Origin of the sequence: Halobellus ordinarius (genome assembly GCF_031823395.1) — an archaeon.
Classification (GTDB): domain Archaea; phylum Halobacteriota; class Halobacteria; order Halobacteriales; family Haloferacaceae; genus Haloquadratum; species Haloquadratum ordinarius.
This window is the reverse complement of sequence record NZ_JAVQKJ010000006.1, coordinates 271,245-289,779: the sequence shown is the minus strand read 5'-3', so window position 1 is coordinate 289,779 and position 18,535 is coordinate 271,245. Positions and strand designations below refer to the sequence as shown.

Genomic DNA, 18,535 nt, shown 5'->3' with positions numbered 1-18,535 from the left:
GACGGGGTCGAAATCAGATCCTCATCCACCGGTTTTATGAGCGAAATATATCAATCCAGATGGAAGGCCGCTCTGCTGCTGTTGCCGACACTGTCCGCCAGCGTCGCGTTTCTGTACTACCCCGCGATCGAGACGTTCCGTCTCAGCCTGTACAAGACGGTCGCCGCGGGCGCACGACAGCAGTACGTCGGCCTCGAAAACTTCGAGTGGCTGCTGACCAGCGGCCGGTACCAGTACAGTTTCCTGATCACTCTGGCGTTCGCGGTGGTCGTCGTCGTGGGTTCCCTGGCCATCGCGCTGTATCTGAGCTACCTGATCTACCAGATCGAGTTCGCCAAGTCCTTTTATCTGATCTCGGGCATCCTCTCGTACTCGTTTTCGTTCGCCATCGTAGCGACGATTATGCTGTTTTTGCTCCATCCGACCGTCGGGATCTTCACGTTCGCACTGGAGGCCGCGACCGGGATCAGGTTGGAGTGGCTGTCGAACGACCTCCAGGCGCTGGCCGTCGTCTCGGGGACGACCATCCTGAAGATGATCGGCTACAACGTCATCTTCCTCGTCGGCGCGTTCAGCAGCATCCCCGCGACGATCGACGAGACAGCGAAACTCGACGGCATCGGCCATCTGAAACTGCTGACTCGGGTGTACATCCCGCTGGTCTCGCCGACCATCGGGTTCCTGGTGATTATGAACACCGTCTACGCGTTCTTCCTCCCGTTCCCCGTCATCGACATTATGACCAGCGGCGGTCCGGGGAACACGACGACGGTACTGATCTACGAGCTGTACCAGACCGCGTTCAGCTCCAGCCAGATGGGACTCGCCGCGGCACAGTCGCTCATCCTGTTCGTCCTCGTCGGAGGACTCATGATCGTCCAGTTGATTATGTCTGACCGGTACGCACACTACGGAGGTGGGTGAGATGAGCCCCGTCGACATTCCCGACCTCGAGACGGTCGCGAAGAACGCCCACCTGTACAAGCGCCGGATCAGACGACAGTGGAAGCTCCACGGGACGCTTTTGCTCTCGATTGTCGTCCTCCTGCTGCCGGTGGTGCTCGTGGCACTGATGAGTACACAGACGAAGGGCGAGATCCTGAATTTCACCTTCCTCGGAATCGGGAGTGACGGTCTCAGCAACTACTCGGCGGTGTTGCAGGAACACGGGTTCGCGAACTACCTGAAAAACAGTTTCGTGATGGCCACGCTCATCTCCGTCGGCAAGGTCGGAATTTCGCTTCTGGCAGCGCTGGCCATCGTGTTTTTCGACTTCCGGTTCAAGCGGGCGACGTTCATCTTCATCCTCTTGACGCTGACGCTGCCGGTGCCGATCCGGATCGTCCCCCTGTTCGAGATGATGGTCGATCTGAACTGGAACGACACGATGCTGGCTTTGGTGATGCCGTACTTCGCCAGTGCGACGTCGGTGTTGCTGCTTCGTCAGCACTTCGAGTCGATTTCGGAGTCGATCGTCGAAACCGCGAAACTCGACGGAATCGGCCCGATCAAGTTCTTGGTGTACGTGTTGATTCCGATGTCGAAGAGTATGCTCATCGGCCTGTACGTCATCGCGTTCATCTGGAGTTGGAACCAGTACCTCTGGCCGCTGGTCGCGATCCAATCGGAGAGCAACCAGGTCGTCCAGGTCGGTCTGAAACAGCTCCAGGGTGCGCAGGCGGCCGGCGAGACGCTGTGGGGACTGATTATGGCGGGCACCATCCTCGCGCTGCTCCCGCCGCTCGTCATCCTGATTCTCGCCAACAAGCCGCTGTTGGAGACGTTTAACGTGCAGACGAAGTAGCACCTTCTCGCTCCGTTGCTTCGGGCGATTTCTCCGGGACAATTTCTGTGTTCACATCTGACTTCCACGACCAGTATCCCCTATTTTCACTGGCTCGGCCGGTGTCATACCTGAGTTTGTCTCTTTAAGATGACTGAGAGGTAGTTGTACTGCATCGAACTTTTACATATCATCTCACGAAACACCCGGACAGCACCGATATATTTCACGTATTTTATGTTTCTATGTCCTCCAGTTTCTTTTAAATAACAATAGTACATTTGTTATGATTGTGGAGACTCCTCCCGAATTCCGGTTATAGTTTTGCTGAGCCGAACTGAGGTTGCAGTCTGGCGGGCGGTTTCTCCCCCTATACGTGATGTGTTACCACATACGTTGGAGGCGGATTATCGGCCTTTCCCGGCCTCTGCGGGCCTGTCGGTTTCCGGTCCAGCGACAACCGCCCCTATCGTTTCGTTCAACGAAACTACGCTGAACAGCAAAGAGAATAGGTGAGCGCCGCACCCGGAGAACTCAGAGTTCGGGGTCGTCAAGGTTAACGTAGACACTCTTCTGACGCTGGTAGTGTTCGAGTGCTTCCAGACCCAGATCTTTCCCGAACCCGGACTGTTTGAATCCACCGTATGGGGCGTCAGGAAGAATCGGGCCGTACTCGTTGACGTACACCAGGCCTGCATCCAGGTCGTCTGCGGTCTGGTGGACGAGTGAGGTGCGCTCCGTTCCGATTCCGGAGGCGAGGCCGTACTGTGTCTCGTTTGCGAGTTCGATCGCCTCCTCGTAGTCCTCGAAGGTCATAATCGTCTGCACCGGGCCGAAGATCTCCTCGCTGCCGATCGTCATCTCGTTTGTCACACCGCCGAAGACGGTCGGCTCGACGTACCACCCATCGGATAGTTCGGGGTCGTCGGGGGTGCCGCCGCCACTGAGCAACTCTGCCTCGGTTTTCCCGATCTCGATGTAGTCGCTCACCGTCTCGAATTGGCTCTGTGACGTGAGCGGTCCCATCGTCGTCTCCTCGGATAGCGGGTCTCCAAGCACGTACGATTCGGCGGTATCGACGAACCGCTCTGTGAACTCCTCGGCAATCGATTCGTGCACGAGGGCCCGGGAGAAAGCGTCACAGATCTCGCCGGTGCTGTAGAAGATCCCGTCGGCGACCGCCTGCACGACCTTCTCCAGATCCGCATCCGGGAAGACGATGAACGGGGATTTGCCGCCGAGTTCGAGCGTGACCGGAGCAACCCGTTCCGCGGCGGCCCGCATCACCCCGCTTCCGACGTCGGTGCTGCCGGTGAACGAAACCTTTCGAACGTCGTCGTGTTCGGCGATCGCCTGCCCGACCTCGGATCCCGATCCCGGAACGATGTTGAGGACGCCGTCGGGGAAGATCCCCTCCGAGAGCTGTGCCGCCCGGATCGTCGAGAGCGGGGTGTCGCTCGCAGGCTTCAACACACAGGCGTTACCGGCGGCGAGTGCGGGCCCCAGCTTCCAGGCGGCCGCCCACAGCGGGTAGTTCCACGGGACGATCTGCCCGACGACGCCGTACGGCTCCTGGGTCGTGTACAGATGGAGGTCGTCGCCGGCCGGAACCTCGCTTCCGCGCTGTGCCCGGCAGACGGATGCGTAGAATTCGATGGTATCGATCGCCCCTTCGACTTCGCCGCGCGCCTGCGTGATCGGTTTGCCGCAATCCAGACATTCCAGGAGAGTAAGTTCCTCGACGTGATCCGACAGGACATCGGCCCACTCGAACAGGCGAGCAGACCGGTCGCGGGCGCTCGCCTCCTCCCAGCGATTCTCGAAGGCGTCCCAGGCGCCCTCGACCGCCTCGTCGACCGCCGCGGCACTGCAGTGGGGGATCTCGACGATAGCCTCGTCGATCACCGGATCACGGACCGCCTGCTCCGTTCCGCTGGGCTGATGCTCTCCGCCGATCCACGGACCGAACTCGAACTCGGCTCTCACTTCCTGGTGCTTCGATCGATGTCTATCGGTGACGGTACTGCCCTCTGGTGAGGAACTCGCCATACGGGCATTCTCGTTTCGGAACTCAAAAATCTTTACGCGGCTCTCGGGAGCTTCGGACAAGAATAAGCAATATTCACACTAACAAAAATATTTTATAATAGAGTTGTTCGAGTTTACTACGGATGCAACGAAACAGCTACGCCCAAGCAGAGAGTAATCCGAATCGAAACTGGATCCCCGCCGGCCGGGTGCAACGATGAGTCTCGGCGAGTACACGCTCTCGTTTCCGATCTGGGTCGAGTTCGGGAACGGGAAAAGCAAACGAGCGGGGGAAGTGATCGACGCGAAAGGGTGGAACAGTGCCCTGCTGGTCACCGACCAGGGAATCCGGGCCGCTGGAATCCTCGATGGGGTGGAGGCCTCACTGGAAGCCGAGGGCATCGAATACGACGTCTACGACGGGGTCGAACCGAATCCGACCGCGGAGATGGTACACGATACACTCGATGTCCTGTCGGGTGGCGGATACGACGTCGTCGTCGCTGTCGGCGGCGGCAGCGTCATCGATACGGCGAAGTGTGCGACGCTGATGAAGACCAACTCCGGGAGTCTCGCCGACTACGAGGTCAATACACCGGAAGACGTGACCGCTGGGACGGTCGAGAACCACACCCACCCCCTGATTACGATCCCGACGACTGCCGGCACCGGAAGCGAGGTCGACTACTGGGCCGTGATCACGGCACAGGAGCGGGAGTTCAAGATGGCGATCGGCCAACCGCCGCTGTACCCCGACGGGCCGTATCTCGGCGCGGACGTCTCGCTCGTCGATCCCGAACTGACGGCGTCGCTGCCGCCACGACAGACCGCTGCGACGGGCTTCGATGCGTTCTCACACGCGCTGGAGAACCACGTCGCCGCGGGCGCGCCCGAACTCGTAAAGCCCTACACGAAACACGTGATGGGGCTCGTGCCGGAATACCTGGGTGACGCCTACGAGACGGGGAATATGGAAGCACGCGAACAGATGCTGTTCGGGTCGCACATGGCCGGATTCTGTGAGAACTTCGCCGGCTTCGGCGCGATCCACTCGCTTGCGGAGGTCACCGGCGGGATGTATCCGGAGATCCCCCACGGCGAGGCGATCGCCGTATTCACGCCTCCAGTGATGCGGTACAACCTGGAGGAGTATCCCGGCCGGTACGCCGAGGTCGCTGATGCGATGGGTATCGACGTCTCCGGACTCTCGGACGTCGAAGCCGCTCACGAAGCCGTCGACGCCGTCGAGGCTCTGATCGACGAAGTGGATCTCCCGTCGAGTCTCAGCGAACTGGACGTCGCGGAGGACGATCTCGAAACGATCGCCGAAAAATCACTCGACACCATCGAAATCCACGATAACCCCCGCGACGCCGACGCGGCTGATCTACTCGAAGTCGCCCGCGACGCATACTGATTTAGCCCTCACTCCACTTTCGCCGTCCGCGGAAGGTATATTATAGTAGCGTTTGCAACTGATTACTCATCCGATCGCACGCTATCGTGCGATCGTGTGAGCGAAGACTTGCAAACGCTACTATAGGGATGTCCTGGTGCCGTCATCTGTCTCATCCGTATTCGGCACCGCAACGTCACGCTTCGATTTCGACGTGCGGAGCTGAGATGGTTTATATACGCCTCCGAAGGGTGTACGTGTACTTGTCGCCCTCGTCGACGATGGGGAAGATCGCTTTCCCGGTAGTGTCGCCGCCGAGGATCAACACGTCGGCGTCGTAGAAGTCTGCGCTGTTGATGAACTTCCGCCAACACGCCGTCGACCCGTGGACGTCTGTGGCGAAGAAAATCCGGGTAGCGTCGGGATCTTTGTCCACTCCGGCTGTCTCCTGGGAGGTGGTCTCCTGGTTGAGTTTGTCTTTGAGATTGGAAAGCAGTCCCATAGGTGACCCTAACCTCTTTTTTTGCAGTGCAAAAAGTTTTGGCCGACCCGGCTCTCTTGCACTCGGTCCACACCATCTCAGCGTTCGTCGTCGCGGGGAGCATCGTTCCACGGAGTTTCCGATAGTAGCGCAAGGAACTGGTTGCGTATCCGATCACACCCAAACGTCCGGTTCTGCGGGCGAGGACCGGCCAACGACACGATATCGGAGACGACACTGCACTCGACATCGGGGTCCGAAGTTCGGTGAACAAGCTATCGTCCGCCGGATGTGGCAAGGTGCGGGCTATAGTAGCGTTTGCAACTGATTGCTCATTCGATTCCACGCAGTCATGCGATCATGTGAGTGAAGACTTGCAAACGCTACTATAGTTATCGACGGCACGCCGATCCCGGGACCGTATCGACTCGACGCGAAAACCCACGGCCACCACCTCGGATGGTTCAACCTGGCCCTCGGCATCAGTTCGGCATCAGTTCGCCGTCCCGACGTGCTCCTCTAACTCGCTGGCGACGTCGGTGAGAGCGTTGGGGATCTCCTCTTCGAGCACTGCGCCGTCGATCCGATAGGTCGGACCGGAGACGCTGAGCGCACCGATTACCCTGTCGCCCGGTCCGTGGATAGCCTTACCGACGCTCCGCATCCCTTCGGTGTAGCCCTGGTTGTCGACTGCGATTCCGCGCTCCCGGATCTGATCGAGTTTCTCGTACAGGTTCTCTCGCGTGGTGATCGTGTAGTCGGTTCGCGCGGGGAGCCCCCACCGATCGATGATCGTCTCGATACGGTCCCGAGAGTACGTCGAGAGGATTGCCAGCCCCGAGGCGGTCGCGTGCATACGGTAGTACGATCCCGTTCGCGCGCGATACTCCTTGGAGGAACTGCCGTTCGTGCCCTCGTATTTCGCCCACTTGTGATACGACTCGGCGATCGTGATGACCCGGCCTCGATCGGGCGCTACGAAGTCACACTCCTCTTCGGTCAACTCGGTCAGCGTCGCAATCGCCTCTTCGATGTGCGTGTAGCCCGGCCACTGGCTCCGCGCGCGCTCACCAAGGTTCAGGGATTTCAGCCCGACGTCGTACGTCTCGCCGTGCTTCACCAGGAGACCGTTGTCCCGCAGTGTCGTCAGGTGCTTGTGCGCGGTGCTCTTTGCCACATCGAACTCCTCGACCACGCCACGAAGCCGCACCCCGTCCCGTTCGGCGACGAGATCTAAAATGTCTAGCGACAGTTGCGTCGTCTCCACCCCGATGCTGTCACCTGTCGACGTCATACTACGTCGGTTCGCCCGTGGGGGAATTAATAGTTCGGTAGGATAGAACGAATCCGTGGCGATGGGGCTATGGGCGCACTACTGCCTCCTCCCGTTGATTCGGTCGTTCGTTAGTTCGGGTGAGCGAAACTATTTCACCTTCGCGGCTCCCGACGAGCAAAAAATAATAGGCGTACAAATATTATTTCACGTCTTCTCATCGTTGGGATTGCACCCGCTGTAGGCGTTTATCGACGAGAACAACGTATTGAGCATCGCGGGACCGTAATCCCGAAGTTCGATTTATCGAAACTGATTGACTGACCTCGACCTCTCTTCGAAGAACTGGACAGAGAATCATATTCGAAATTATACCTTTTGGCTTAAATAACAGAATAATTATGGTAGATATTTTCAGCAACTGAATATTATAACGTGGTACAGTAGTCTCAGAGACCGCGATAAAAATAATAAAAGCTACTGTACCGATAGCAGAAATTTTTCAAAATTATTCTAATATTTATATATTCATTCCCCTGTGAATTCCGGCTCACGATCCTCGCGGAACGCTTCGAGACCTTCTTTGTGATCTGCGGTTTCGATCAGGGTGCTCTGTGCGAGCGACTCGACGAAACCGGCCGTCTGCAAATCCGCATCCCGTGCGGTGTTGACGGTTCGTTTCGCCAACCCAAGCGCCTGCGGGGGCTTCGAGAGGAGGGATTCGGCGTACTCGCTGGCCGCCTCGTCCGGATCGTCGACGACCCGCTCGGCGAGACCGATCTCCTCCGCCTCCTTCCCGTCGATGAGCCGGCCGCTGAAGATCAGATCCTTCGCTTTGCCGGGGCCGACGAGATGGACGAACCGCGAACAACCGCCGAGTCCGGGAATCAGCCCGATGTTGTGCTCCGGGAACCCCACCGTCGCAGCCGGCGAGACCAGACGAACGTCACAGGCGAGTGCGAGTTCGAGACCGCCGCCGACACACGTGCCTTCGATCGCGGCGAGCATCGGTTTCTCGATCGTTTCGATCGACTCGAAAACCCGCCCGAGTATCTTGCTATTCTTCCGAAACTCGGCGGTCGTCCAGTCTTGAGCCTCCTCGAAGAGGCTGATATCGGCTCCGACAGAGAACACGTCGGGCGTGCCGGTGAAAATTCCGACGCGAACGCTGTCTTCTTGGAGCACGTCGACAGCCTCGGACAGTTCGTACCGCATCTCCTGGCTGATCGCGTTCACGGGGTCGTTCGCGAGACGGACTGTAGCGATCCCCTCGTCGACGGTGACATCGAGTGTGTCGAAACCCATATCGGCGGTTCGATGCTCCGACGGCATAAAACAGTCTGTTGCGACGAACCCTCGTGGCGTTTGCAGGTCCTCGCTCATCCGATCGCGAGACCCCGTTTCACGGGTCATCGATCCACCCCGCTCGATCTGAGCGTCACGGTTGCTGGAATCGCCGGGAAGATTTTATAACGACTCGCCGCCGGAATTTCCATATGAACACGGCTCCCGGACTCGGCGGGGTGGTCGCGTGAGCGACCAGTACATCACCTCCGAGGACCACCTGCCTGCGGACACTGACGGCGAGATCACGATGCAGGTGATGGATCAGGAGACGAAGCACATTTTCACGACGCGGGCGCGGATCGCTCGCGATCCCGCGGAGCTGTCGGACCCGGCCCCGTTGACGATCCTGCGCGGACCGCACGAAAACCGCGAGGAGCAGTGGTACATCGAGATTATCGAGACCGACGTCGAGGAGACGAGTATCGACGAGGACGTGCTGCGGGAGTGCTTTCGGCAGAGTCGGGAGGGATCGAACGTGCTGACTGCCCGCGGAGAGGACGTGAAGACACTGGTGTCGTACCTGGTCGAGACCGGCGAGTACGACTCCGTCTCGACGGCAGTTCGGTCGTTACTCCGGGATCACCTCTCCGAAACCCGGCCCGAACTGGTCGACCGGTACGTCGACCTCCGCACCGAACGCGAGCGCGAGGAGATGGAGTTGCGACTGCGAAGCGGTGATGAGGAATGAGACGATCCGAGGGGAGCACCGACGGAACGCACCCGCTCTCGGATGGCGGCAGCGTCGCCGCTCCAGGCCCCGACGAACCGGCCGATAGCCTGCGCGCGTATCTGGCCGGTCTGGAAGCCGCGGACGAACTGACGCGGATCCAACGGGATATCTCCTGGAACCTGGAAGCCAGCGCGATCACGATGCTGGCGAACAACCGGGACGACCGGATTCCGGTCTTCGAGTCGGTCACGGACAGCGAGATCACGGCCCGGTTGGTCGGGGATCCGTATCGCGGCTCGCGTGCGCGGCCGTGGGATCGGGTCGCGCGGGCGCTCGGACTGCCGCCCGATCTGGACGGCGATACGTACTACGAGACGCTCATCGACCGCCTGCGTTCACCGATACAACCGACGACCGTCGACGCCGATTCGGCACCGTGCAAAGACGTCATCCACCGGGGCAGCGACGCGGATCTGTTTGCGCTCCCGTGGCCGTACATCCACGCCGCCGACGGCGGCCGGTACTCGAATCTCCACACGATGGTGGTTCCGGACCCGGATTCCTCGTGGACGGACTGGTCGTCCCACCGCGCGATGATACAGGACGGCGACAGAGCGAGCGTACTCCTTCTGGCCGGCGAGCAGGCGCCGAACCTGTTTTACTACCGGTACGAGCGGCAGAACGATCCGATGCCGGTCGCGGTCGCGGTCGGCGTCGAGCCGGCGGCGCAGTTCACCGCCTCGATGTGGATCCCCACCGGCAGCGACGAGGCGGCCTTTGCCGGCGGTCTCAAACGCGAACCGGTCGAACTCGTCGAGTGTACGACCAACAGCCTGAAAGTGCCGGCCAGCGCCGAACTGGTCATCGAGGGGCAGATCATCCCCGGAGAGCGCCTCGACGAGGGGCCGTTCGGCGATTACTTCGGCTATATGCACGGGCCGCGACGCTCGATGCCCGTGCTCGAAGTCGAGGCGATCACCCACCGATCGGAGCCGCTGATCCCGTTCTGCGTCGAAGGCTCGGGTGTGGGCTACTCGCTGAACACGAGTTCGACCACCGAGGTGGCCTGTATCGGCCCGGACGCCACGCTCGGACTGCGCGCGGCGGGGTACGACGTCGAGAAGTGCGTCCCCTGGCGATTCACTCCCCGGACGGCCTACGTGGTCTCGACGGACGTGCCCCGGCCGGGCTATCTCCACGAACTGGCGAACTTCATCTTCACCACCTGGGGAATGCTCCACGTCGATTTCTTCGTGTTCGTCGATCCCGACGTGGATCCGCTTGCGACGCGGGACGTCCTGGAGGCGCTCGCGCTCTCGGCTGATCCCGACGCGGACTTCCACCAGTTCGGCGTCGAAGCGATGCCGAAAGTCCCGCTGAACATCTATCAGACCCCGGAGGAGAAAGGCGACGCGGAGACGGGGACGTCCCGATCCAAGACGGCAAAGGCCTACATCGATGCGACGACCGACGGGGACGGCCCGGAACGCTCGCCGCCGAACGATCCGGAGCATTCGCCGTCGGATACGATGCTTCGCGAACGTGCTCGCGAGGTCCTCTCACGCGCCGGCGTCGAATTCGACGCCGACGGAGGGATGATGGAACGAGGTGGTGACTGGTGACGGATCTCCGCTCCCTTCTGGCGGAACTCGACGCGGCCGAGGACCTGCTCAAAATCGACGAGCGGACACACTGGGCTGATACCGCCGCGGCAGTTGCCGCCGAAGCGGCCCGTGGGAACGGGCCGGCGGTTCTCCTGACGGATACCGGGGGGACGGCCCGCCCAGTCTCGGGGACGCTCGGCGGTCCCGACCGGCTCTCGGTGCGCCCCCGGGATCCGTGGTCACGGATCGCGGCCGCCCTGGGACTCGGGATCGATGCGGATTATCTCGACGTTCTCGACACGCTCGAGAGTGCGCGTCGGGGGGGAACGGCGCCGCCCGTCGCGACCCTAGCCGCGACGGGGCGCGAATCCGACCTTCGATCTCTCGGCATCCCGGCGATCGACGGAGCGGATCTCCCCGTCATAACTCTGGGGCTGGCCGCGGTTCCGGCGGAGAACGAATCCGAACGGGAGATCGCGGATCGACCGCCGGGCGAGTCGGACGGGGCCGAGCACACGGACGCCGCTGGCGATTCGGACGGCCAGCGTGTCGACGTCGACGCCGTCAACTGGCTTCCCGTTCGGGGATCGATCCACGGAAGCGACGGGCTGCGGCTCTCGGTCCCGGCGACGCCGGCAGGCGAGTTATCGTCGGGAGCACCCCTGTCTCTCGTTCTGGGAGCACCGCCCACGGCGCTGATCGGGGCGACGATGCGGTGGATCGGCGAGTCGCACATCGACGGCGCGCCACGCGTCGCAAACAGCCTGGGCGACGTACCGGTCGCGCCGACGGCGGCCGGTGGGGTCCCCGCCGACAGCGAAATCGTCGTCGAGGCGACCGTCACGGAACCGGACGCCGACACTGAGCCTGCGGGACCGAAATCGCCGTGGGAACACGCCGTGACGACGGCGACGATGACGGCGCAGGTCGAGTCGGTCCGAATACGGCCGGATCCGTTGCTCCCCTTCTCGCCGACCGGAGCGGCGATGTCAGACGGCCGCAGCCTGCTTTCGATCATCGAATCCGCCCGCCTCTACGGCCGGGTGAACAACTACTGGGGGGTGAGGCCGGTCGAGTGGCTCGCACTACCCGCGGAGGCGGGACTCGGCGTCTGTCTGGTCGCAAGCGAGATTCTCTACGCGGGCTTCGAGTGGCAACTGGCGAACACGCTCTTTTCGTTTTCGCGGCTGTTCGACAAGGTCGTCGTCCTGGATACGGAGACGGCACCGATGGATCTCGGCCGCGCGTTCGACGACATCTGGGTGAAGGCCCACCCGGCGAACGACTGGGAGTTCTCGGATCCGGAAGCCCCGGCCGCGACTGCGACACACTACCGGGGGGACGGGTCGACAGGTTCGAACGTCTACGTCAACGCTGCCTGGGACCCCCGATGGGACGAGGAGTACATCGCTCCCCGAGTCACCTTCGAGACGACCTACCCCAGAAATCTCAGAGAGGCGGTCCGGGCTGAATGGGAGGCGCTCGGCTTCGACCACGGCCCGGAGTACGAGGCGGGACATTACCACCGCGAGGCGTCGGGCGAAATCGACGCAGAAAACGGGGCCGAGGAGTAACGTATGGACCGCCGATCTGATCCGCCGTCGATCGAGCGCATCGGCCATCCCGGTGGGAGTCCGGAAGGCACGAACAGCACCTACGTGCTCCCGGATCGGGGGCTCGTCCTCGACCCGGGACCGCCGAGAGACGCGTCGTGGACGGTACTGACTGAAGGACTATCGGCGGCGGGGCTGTCACTCGCCTCGATTGAAACCGTCGTCGTCACGCACTGGCACGCCGACCACGCGGGGGTGGCACCTCGATTGGCTGCGGAGGCGAACGCGGAGCTGATCCTCCACGATGACGACGCGCCGCTGGTTGGCGAGTATGGAACGCAACGAGGCCGGCGAGTCGAACGGGACGTGCGACGGCTCCGCGAGTGGGGGGTGCCTGACTCCGTACTGGCCCAAATCAAAGCGACCGACGAGCCGTCGCCGATGCCGGACCGATGTCCGGTGAGATCAGTGACGGACGGCGAGCGGATCGACGGTGTCGAATTCGTGCACACGCCCGGCCACACGGCCGGACACCTGGCGATCGAAGTCGGTGACGCGCTTCTACTCGGTGATGCGGTGTTACCGACGTATACGCCGAACGTCGGCGGGTCCGACACCCGGATGGACGATCCGCTGTCCAGCTATCTGCGGACGCTCGACGAGATTACCCGACGGTTCGAGCGGCTTCAGGGCGAGTGGTCGACCGTCAGAACGCTGCCCGGACACGGACCGACGGTCGAGTTACCGTCCCGGATCGAGACCATCCGAACGCACCACGCCGAACGACTATTCGACGTTGTCGACGCCCTGTCTCCGTCACCTTCGTCGGCTGAGGGGTCGTCGACTGCTGAATCGACGGCCGCAGCAGATGCTGCCGACGACGACCCCGACAGTGCCCGGGACGACCCCGACAGAGCCCGGGACGACGACCCCGACAGTGCCCGGGACGACGCCCGAGGTCGGACTCCGTGGGCGGTGGCGCGTGCGCTCTTCGGTGAGATGACAGGGATCCACGCGAAGATGGGTGCCGGGGAGGCCGCGGCGCACCTCCGGTTCGCGGCCGAGATGGGGTTCACGGAACGGGTCGGGACGGAGCCGGATCGATACGTACGGACCGATACCGGACTCACGGAAGCGGCTGCGAGACGCGCTGTGTCTTCACGGTACTGAGGCCACCGTGTCGTCGCGATACTGAGGCCACCGTGTCGTCGCGATACTGATAAGTATCCTACCCGTCCAGGGGTAGGTATGACGCTACTGGATCGCGCACTATCCGCGGAGCACCGTGATGTTCTCGACCGCGCCGAGGAGTTTGCGACGGAAACGGTCGGCCCCCGCGCAGAGGACATCGAAGACACCAGGGAGTTCCCCCGCGACGTCGTCGAGGCCGCGGGAGACGCGGGACTTCTGGGCATTCTCGTCCCCGAGGAGTACGGCGGGATGGGAAGCGACTTTCTCTCGTACTGCCTGGCGCTGGAACGGATCGCCGAGGAAAGCGGCGCCGTCGCCGAAATCATTCAGGGCCACACCTTCGCGACGCTGCCGGTGTTGAACTTCGGCACCGACGCACAGCGCGAGCGGTTGCTGCCGAAGATGGTGGCCGGCGAGTCGGTGGGGGCGATGCTGCTGACGGAACCGGGCGCGGGATCGTCGCCGACGGAACTGCAAACCGTCGCGGCGGCGACCGACGACGGTTACGAGATCTCCGGCGAGAAGTCCTTCGGCACCAACGCCGGCGTCGCCGACGTCCACCTCGTGGTCGCACGCAGACGGCCGCAGCCCGAGGACTCCCACGGCGTGAGCGTCTTTCTGGTCCCGAACCCAGAGGATGTCGAGGGGTTCACCTTCGAGCGCGGGGAGTATCTGGGGATGCACGGTCACGTGACCGGCGACGCGTCGTTCGACGAGGTCGCGGTCGACGCCGACGCGCTGCTGGGCTCCGTCGGCGAGGGGTTCCGAATCGCGATGGGGACGATCGATATGGCCCGCACCGGCCTGGGTGCGATCGGGTGCGGGATCGCTCAGGCGGCCTTCTCGGAGGCGATAGAGTACGCGGGTGATCGCGAACAAGGGGGGAAGGCCGTCGGCGAGTACCAGGCGGTCCAGGTGCTCGTCGCGGAGATGGACTCCCGGCTCGAATCGGCCCGGCATCTCGTCTACGATTCGGCGGTTCGGATCGCCGACGGCGAGGGCGACACCCGGGTGTCCTCCCGGGCGAAGTTCACGGCGAGCGACGCGGCGGAGTTTTGCACCCGGAACGCCATGCAGATCTTCGGCGGGAAGGGATACCGGACGGACTATCCGCTGGAGCGGTACTACCGCGATGCGCGTATCCTCTCGATCATCGGCGGCACCTCCGAGATCCAAAAGACAACCGTGGCGAGCGAAGCGTTGGGCCTCTGACCGGCAATGTCCCGTATCTACGACGGGACCGCGCTGATCGAAGAGTGAGGCGACGAACCGGTCGCGAAAGCCGACGGCGAACGCTGCTTCGGGACCGACGCGGATTCGGTGAGGGTCGCGCTCTCTTCGGAGCGGACTCTTTTTTAGACCTCAGTGAACACGGCGAAAAGGCGAGTACGGATATCGCCGGCCCCGTACCTGGTCGTCTACGAAGCGCGTGAAAAGCGGAGACAGACGCTCAGCGGGAGCCGTCGGCGTCCCGGCCCGTATCGGGCATTGCGCCGTCGTATTTGATCCGCTCGAAGAGGGTATGGCAGCCGTTGCAGTAGTACTGGCTCTTCGAGATCTCCGTGCCGAACGTCGATTCCTTCTCGACGTCCTCGGAGCCGCAGAACGGACAGGCCGGCCGGAACGTGCCGTTCTCCTCGGGCCCTTCGCCCGCCTGCTCGGGCGTCGGATCGGGGTCGCTGTCCGGGGTGGTGTTCGAGCTCATTCGATGACGTATTCCTTGTTGGACAGCCCCTGTAGCTGGTCGACCACGTCGGGTTCGACGTGTCCGTCGCCGGTTCGGCGGCGCGTCTCGTCCCACTCGTCGGGATCGGGAACGCTGTCGTCGAGCGGCGGCATCGACACCTCGGTACCTTCGAGCAGGGTCGCGAAGTGATCGCGGACTGCCCGGCGGATCTCCGAAACCGGCCGGTCGGTGAATCCCGCATTCACGAGCGGGTCCGACTCCTCGTCGTAGGAAGCCGGGCCGATGAACGTGAGAATCTTCGGGAAGTACCGTTCGAGGGCCTCCTCGACGGCCTCCGGGTCGGTCTTCGCGAGCTGTTCCAGACGACCGTCGTGGTGTTCGAGATGGAAGTACTCGTCTTCGCCCATCTTCTGGACCATCCCCGTGAAGTCGTCGTGATCGATCGCGTCCAAGAGCAGCCAGGCCGTCCGGTCGGTCAGCGCGGCCTGGACGATAAACGCGGGCCACTGCGTTTCCTCCTCGTCGAGGGTCGGCGCGTTGGCGTACTCCTCGGGGTCGCGTTCCGACTCCAGCCAGTCGTCGCCGACACCTTGCTGCTTGAGCAAGCGGAACAGCTGTCGGACCTGTCCGATCTCGTCCTGTGCGTTGCTCGCCCCGGAGATGTCGTCCTCGAGGTTCGGCGCTTTCAGCATCCACTCCCCGTACCGCTGTCCGAGGAGCAGTTTCGTGTCCGCAATCGCCTGTACGTAGTCGACCGCCTTTTCCGGCCATCCGGCTTCTGCTTCTGCGCTCATGGCGAGAGTCCTCCTGCGATAGCTTCGGTTTTGACTTCCAGCAGATCGTCCTCACGCACGACGCCCATAAAGTCCCAGTCTTCCTCGTCGTAGGTTCGGTGGGCGTAGATGCGTGCCAGTCGGTCGGAGTCGGCCTGTACGGTGCCGGCGTGGATCATATCGTCGCCGGCGTTGACGCGGGTGAAAACGTGGTAGTTCATAGGCTGATTCCTGCCTCCTTGAGTTCCTCGTGGGCGCCCTCGGTCAGCATCTCCTTCGACCAGACGGGGTCCCACGTGATTTCGATCTCGACGTCCTCGACGCCGCGCATCGTCCGCAGCGCCGCGCGGACGTCGTGTTTGATCATATCGTACGCCGGACATCCCATACACGGGAAGGTCATCGTGACGGTCACCGTGCCATCGTCGACGTCGACGTCGTAGATCATCGCCATCTCGACGAGGCTGACCGGGATGTGCGGATCCGGGACGGTGTCGAGCGTTTCCCAGACCTCCCGCTCGAACTCGTCGGCGTCGTCGTCCGGGCCGATCTCGAAGCCCGGCGTTCCAGCGTTCGCCGTGTTGACGCTCATCTCAGACCCCCACTTCGATGGAACCGGACTGGAGCATATTGACGTACTTCTCGTTGGCGGGGCCGCGGTCCCGCCACCGGTCGATGACGTCGTCCCAGGTGATGGGCTCGTCGAACCGCCATTCCTTGTTGTCGGCGTCGAACGCCACGGGCATGTCGTATTCGAGGACGTACTCCTCGGACTCCTCGTCGTAGTGAGCCGGCACGTCCAGGCCCAGTTCGTTGGCCAGCGGGACGGTGTGGCTCATCCACTCCTGCCGGAGTTCGTCGTTGGTCTTGCCCTTGATGCGGTAGTCTAACTGGTCGGTGTTGTGCTTTTTGTCGTCCGGGAGCCCGAACCATTCGACGCCCATCGGGAACATCCAGTCGACGGCGTCTTGGACGTGCTGCTTTGTCTTGTCGGATTTGTTGGCCAGCCGGCGCATCCACGTCTCGCCGTGTCGGAGGTGGAACTGTTCTTCCTTCCCGACTTTTCGGAGCGCACGTTTCCACGGCGCGTACGACGTATTCGCTTCGATGTCGCTCAGAAGGACCATCCCGGCACGGTCGAACATCCCGTGACCGCAGACGAGCTCCGCGAACGTCTCCAGATGCTGGTCGAACCCGTAAGTGTTCCGGAACTCGTGGGGTTCGCGCTCGTACAGCAGTTCCTCGCGATCCTCGCCGAGGTCCTCCAGCAGCCGGTAAGCGATGTGGCCGTGACCGAGTTCGTCCTGAATAACACTCACGCACGAAGCGCGGGCATCCAGCGTCGGCGCGTTCATCGACTGCTCGTAGTACGCCGGCGCACTCATCAGTTCGGTGTCGGCCGAGACTTTGAGGGTGGCTTTGAGCGTCTTCTTGTAGTCCTCTGTCATCTCGGATGCGTCTTCGATCATCCGACCGTTCTGTAACTGCTCTTTGAATCGTTTTTCCGTTGGCATAGCTCCAAATTCGCCTCGCTGAGAAGTGAGGATGCAACGGTAATAAACCTTCTCCCCGCCGGCCAGTACGGGAGACGGAATCTCCTCAGGAGCCGTAGCGAGGGGGTCACAGTTCGAGACTCGGCGATTTCGAAAAGCCCGTATCGCTTGCAATTGTGAGCAGCCATCGACGCGAATCTTTTAGGATGCCCGGTCCGGAACGGTGGGTATGGACGTTCGAACACGGCACGCCACCGAAGCAGACGGCGACGAAATCCTCGAGCTATGGCACGGGTTCACAGCGCACCTCTCGAAATACGACGAACGGTACAGTCACGGCGATCAGGCTGACGACCGCTGGCTCAGTTACTTCGAGAACCAGCTTGTGGACTCGAAGTACGGCACGGTCCTCCTGGCCGAGAGCGACGAGGCCGACGAACCGCTGGGCGTTCTCGAAGCGCGAGTGATGGGCGATCACCCGATTTTCCAGCTGGAAAATCACGGGTACGTCAACGGGCTGTTCGTCCGCGAGGACCACCGCCAGGAAGGGGTCGCCGCCGCGCTGTTGGATGCGGCCGCCGAGTGGTTCAGGGAGGACCCCCGGGAGGTCAATTACTACCGCATTGACGTGCTCGCGGACGACGACACTGCAAAGCGGATGCTCGAATCCCACGGGCTCGAACCGGTCGAACACGTCTACGAGCAGCGACTCTAATATGGTCGAGTACTACGAGGTCGAGTTCGTCGACGAAGGACGGGTCATCGAGGTCGCCGAGAACAAACCGATCCTGGAGGCGGCCGAAGAGGCCGGCCTCGATCTGCCGTATCAGTGCCGGATGGGCGTCTGTGGGGTCTGTTCGGCGCTCAAAGTCGAGGAAGGCGAGACGAGTCAGGTCGAAGGGATGTTCCTCTCGGGGTCCGAAAAGGAGGAGGGATACGTCCTCACGTGCGTCGCGAAGCCGCGGTCGGATCTGAAGCTCCGGTCGAACGAGAGCCCCTGATACGGACTGCTGTCGTCTCTTGCCGCTCTCACGACAGACAGTGCTGGGATCAGCGGAACAGAAGTATAGCAGTCCGTACGCGCCGAACGACAGCACCGGTCGGACGTCTTCACCGGCCGTTCTCGGGACGACCCCAAATCGACCGGCTGCTCGCCCGACTGTCGGTGCTCACAACCGCAGCAACCACGGTTGCGCACCATTCCCCACAGACTGGTACCGGGCGTCCGAAACGCCGGTCCGGCCTTCGAGACGAGT

At 62.2% G+C, this 18,535-nt stretch carries 19 protein-coding genes; 10 read left to right on the top strand and 9 right to left on the bottom strand.

Annotated elements, in window-relative coordinates; all coding sequences use genetic code 11:
- The first annotated feature begins 36 nt into the window (after positions 1-36).
- The gene (locus tag RJT48_RS10495; protein WP_311172232.1) at positions 37-924 is read left to right on the top strand and encodes a carbohydrate ABC transporter permease; all 888 of its coding nucleotides are present in this window, start codon (positions 37-39) and stop codon (positions 922-924) included.
- A 1-nt stretch (position 925) separates the two neighbouring features.
- Positions 926-1,804, top strand: a complete 879-nt coding sequence (locus tag RJT48_RS10490) for a carbohydrate ABC transporter permease (protein WP_311172231.1) — start codon at positions 926-928, stop codon at positions 1,802-1,804.
- A 513-nt stretch (positions 1,805-2,317) separates the two neighbouring features.
- Here RJT48_RS10490 and RJT48_RS10485 read toward each other — a convergent pair.
- A complete protein-coding gene (locus RJT48_RS10485; RefSeq protein WP_311172230.1) occupies positions 2,318-3,832 on the bottom strand; it encodes an aldehyde dehydrogenase family protein in 1,515 nt (504 codons plus the stop codon).
- Positions 3,833-4,028: 196 nt separating this feature from the next.
- Between RJT48_RS10485 and RJT48_RS10480 the strand changes: the two genes are divergently transcribed.
- Positions 4,029-5,228, top strand: a complete 1,200-nt coding sequence (locus tag RJT48_RS10480) for an iron-containing alcohol dehydrogenase (RefSeq protein ID WP_311172229.1) — start codon at positions 4,029-4,031, stop codon at positions 5,226-5,228.
- 211 nt (positions 5,229-5,439) lie between these two features.
- On the opposite strand, the gene RJT48_RS10475 is transcribed toward RJT48_RS10480, so the two are convergent.
- From RJT48_RS10475 to RJT48_RS10465, 3 genes are all read right to left on the bottom strand, one after another.
- Entirely contained in the window at positions 5,440-5,709 is a 270-nt protein-coding gene (locus RJT48_RS10475) for a hypothetical protein (protein WP_311172228.1), read from the bottom strand.
- 472 nt (positions 5,710-6,181) lie between these two features.
- Positions 6,182-6,982, bottom strand: a complete 801-nt coding sequence (locus tag RJT48_RS10470) for an IclR family transcriptional regulator (RefSeq protein ID WP_311172227.1) — start codon at positions 6,980-6,982, stop codon at positions 6,182-6,184.
- Positions 6,983-7,489: 507 nt separating this feature from the next.
- On the bottom strand, positions 7,490-8,266 hold the full coding sequence (locus tag RJT48_RS10465; RefSeq protein WP_311172226.1) for an enoyl-CoA hydratase/isomerase family protein: 777 nt from the start codon (positions 8,264-8,266) through the stop codon (positions 7,490-7,492).
- Between the two features lie 226 nt (positions 8,267-8,492).
- Between RJT48_RS10465 and RJT48_RS10460 the strand changes: the two genes are divergently transcribed.
- The 5 genes from RJT48_RS10460 to RJT48_RS10440 all read left to right on the top strand — a co-directional run bounded on the left by RJT48_RS10460 (position 8,493) and on the right by RJT48_RS10440 (position 14,538).
- On the top strand, positions 8,493-8,996 hold the full coding sequence (locus RJT48_RS10460; RefSeq protein ID WP_311172225.1) for a hypothetical protein: 504 nt from the start codon (positions 8,493-8,495) through the stop codon (positions 8,994-8,996).
- A complete protein-coding gene (locus RJT48_RS10455) occupies positions 8,993-10,600 on the top strand; it encodes a UbiD family decarboxylase (protein ID WP_311172224.1) in 1,608 nt (535 codons plus the stop codon). Before RJT48_RS10460 ends, RJT48_RS10455 begins: the two co-directional genes overlap by 4 nt.
- A complete protein-coding gene (locus RJT48_RS10450) occupies positions 10,597-12,156 on the top strand; it encodes a UbiD family decarboxylase domain-containing protein (RefSeq protein WP_311172223.1) in 1,560 nt (519 codons plus the stop codon). Before RJT48_RS10455 ends, RJT48_RS10450 begins: the two co-directional genes overlap by 4 nt.
- A gap of 3 nt (positions 12,157-12,159) precedes the next feature.
- On the top strand, positions 12,160-13,305 hold the full coding sequence (locus RJT48_RS10445; RefSeq protein ID WP_311172222.1) for an MBL fold metallo-hydrolase: 1,146 nt from the start codon (positions 12,160-12,162) through the stop codon (positions 13,303-13,305).
- A gap of 78 nt (positions 13,306-13,383) precedes the next feature.
- A complete protein-coding gene (locus RJT48_RS10440) occupies positions 13,384-14,538 on the top strand; it encodes an acyl-CoA dehydrogenase family protein (protein WP_311172221.1) in 1,155 nt (384 codons plus the stop codon).
- A gap of 238 nt (positions 14,539-14,776) precedes the next feature.
- Here the strand turns inward: RJT48_RS10440 and RJT48_RS10435 are convergent, their stop codons facing one another.
- The 5 genes from RJT48_RS10435 to RJT48_RS10415 are packed head-to-tail and all read right to left on the bottom strand — an operon-like array spanning position 14,777 to position 17,300.
- Positions 14,777-15,031, bottom strand: coding sequence for a PaaD-like zinc ribbon domain-containing protein (locus tag RJT48_RS10435; protein WP_311172220.1), 255 nt, complete (start codon positions 15,029-15,031; stop codon positions 14,777-14,779).
- Complete coding sequence (locus RJT48_RS10430) at positions 15,028-15,807, bottom strand: Phenylacetic acid catabolic protein (protein ID WP_311172219.1); 780 nt, start codon at positions 15,805-15,807, stop codon at positions 15,028-15,030. The genes RJT48_RS10435 and RJT48_RS10430 overlap by 4 nt, the downstream gene beginning before the upstream one ends.
- The gene (locus tag RJT48_RS10425; RefSeq protein ID WP_311172218.1) at positions 15,804-16,007 is read right to left on the bottom strand and encodes a phenylacetic acid degradation PaaB family protein; all 204 of its coding nucleotides are present in this window, start codon (positions 16,005-16,007) and stop codon (positions 15,804-15,806) included. Before RJT48_RS10425 ends, RJT48_RS10430 begins: the two co-directional genes overlap by 4 nt.
- A complete protein-coding gene (locus RJT48_RS10420) occupies positions 16,004-16,378 on the bottom strand; it encodes a metal-sulfur cluster assembly factor (RefSeq protein WP_311172217.1) in 375 nt (124 codons plus the stop codon). The genes RJT48_RS10425 and RJT48_RS10420 overlap by 4 nt, the downstream gene beginning before the upstream one ends.
- A 1-nt stretch (position 16,379) precedes the next feature.
- On the bottom strand, positions 16,380-17,300 hold the full coding sequence (locus RJT48_RS10415; protein WP_311172216.1) for a Phenylacetic acid catabolic protein: 921 nt from the start codon (positions 17,298-17,300) through the stop codon (positions 16,380-16,382).
- 208 nt (positions 17,301-17,508) lie between these two features.
- Here RJT48_RS10415 and RJT48_RS10410 point away from each other — a divergent pair, with 208 nt between their 5' ends.
- Both RJT48_RS10410 and RJT48_RS10405 read left to right on the top strand, forming a co-directional pair.
- On the top strand, positions 17,509-17,994 hold the full coding sequence (locus tag RJT48_RS10410; protein ID WP_311172215.1) for a GNAT family N-acetyltransferase: 486 nt from the start codon (positions 17,509-17,511) through the stop codon (positions 17,992-17,994).
- Between the two features lies 1 nt (position 17,995).
- Entirely contained in the window at positions 17,996-18,280 is a 285-nt protein-coding gene (locus tag RJT48_RS10405) for a 2Fe-2S iron-sulfur cluster-binding protein (RefSeq protein WP_311172214.1), read from the top strand.
- The last annotated feature ends 255 nt before the right edge of the window (positions 18,281-18,535 follow it).

Bases quoted from the DNA above. Each gene is read 5' to 3' on its own strand.
- RJT48_RS10495 (WP_311172232.1), top strand. From the start codon at position 37: ATGAGCGAAATATATCAATCCAGATGGAAGGCCGCTCTGCTGCTGTTG.
- RJT48_RS10490 (WP_311172231.1), top strand. From the start codon at position 926: ATGAGCCCCGTCGACATTCCCGACCTCGAGACGGTCGCGAAGAACGCC.
- RJT48_RS10485 (WP_311172230.1), bottom strand. From the start codon at position 3,832: ATGGCGAGTTCCTCACCAGAGGGCAGTACCGTCACCGATAGACATCGA.
- RJT48_RS10480 (WP_311172229.1), top strand. From the start codon at position 4,029: ATGAGTCTCGGCGAGTACACGCTCTCGTTTCCGATCTGGGTCGAGTTC.
- RJT48_RS10475 (WP_311172228.1), bottom strand. From the start codon at position 5,709: ATGGGACTGCTTTCCAATCTCAAAGACAAACTCAACCAGGAGACCACC.
- RJT48_RS10470 (WP_311172227.1), bottom strand. From the start codon at position 6,982: ATGACGTCGACAGGTGACAGCATCGGGGTGGAGACGACGCAACTGTCG.
- RJT48_RS10465 (WP_311172226.1), bottom strand. From the start codon at position 8,266: ATGGGTTTCGACACACTCGATGTCACCGTCGACGAGGGGATCGCTACA.
- RJT48_RS10455 (WP_311172224.1), top strand. From the start codon at position 8,993: ATGAGACGATCCGAGGGGAGCACCGACGGAACGCACCCGCTCTCGGAT.
- RJT48_RS10445 (WP_311172222.1), top strand. From the start codon at position 12,160: ATGGACCGCCGATCTGATCCGCCGTCGATCGAGCGCATCGGCCATCCC.
- RJT48_RS10440 (WP_311172221.1), top strand. From the start codon at position 13,384: ATGACGCTACTGGATCGCGCACTATCCGCGGAGCACCGTGATGTTCTC.
- RJT48_RS10435 (WP_311172220.1), bottom strand. From the start codon at position 15,031: ATGAGCTCGAACACCACCCCGGACAGCGACCCCGATCCGACGCCCGAG.
- RJT48_RS10430 (WP_311172219.1), bottom strand. From the start codon at position 15,807: ATGAGCGCAGAAGCAGAAGCCGGATGGCCGGAAAAGGCGGTCGACTAC.
- RJT48_RS10425 (WP_311172218.1), bottom strand. From the start codon at position 16,007: ATGAACTACCACGTTTTCACCCGCGTCAACGCCGGCGACGATATGATC.
- RJT48_RS10420 (WP_311172217.1), bottom strand. From the start codon at position 16,378: ATGAGCGTCAACACGGCGAACGCTGGAACGCCGGGCTTCGAGATCGGC.
- RJT48_RS10415 (WP_311172216.1), bottom strand. From the start codon at position 17,300: ATGCCAACGGAAAAACGATTCAAAGAGCAGTTACAGAACGGTCGGATG.
- RJT48_RS10410 (WP_311172215.1), top strand. From the start codon at position 17,509: ATGGACGTTCGAACACGGCACGCCACCGAAGCAGACGGCGACGAAATC.
- RJT48_RS10405 (WP_311172214.1), top strand. From the start codon at position 17,996: ATGGTCGAGTACTACGAGGTCGAGTTCGTCGACGAAGGACGGGTCATC.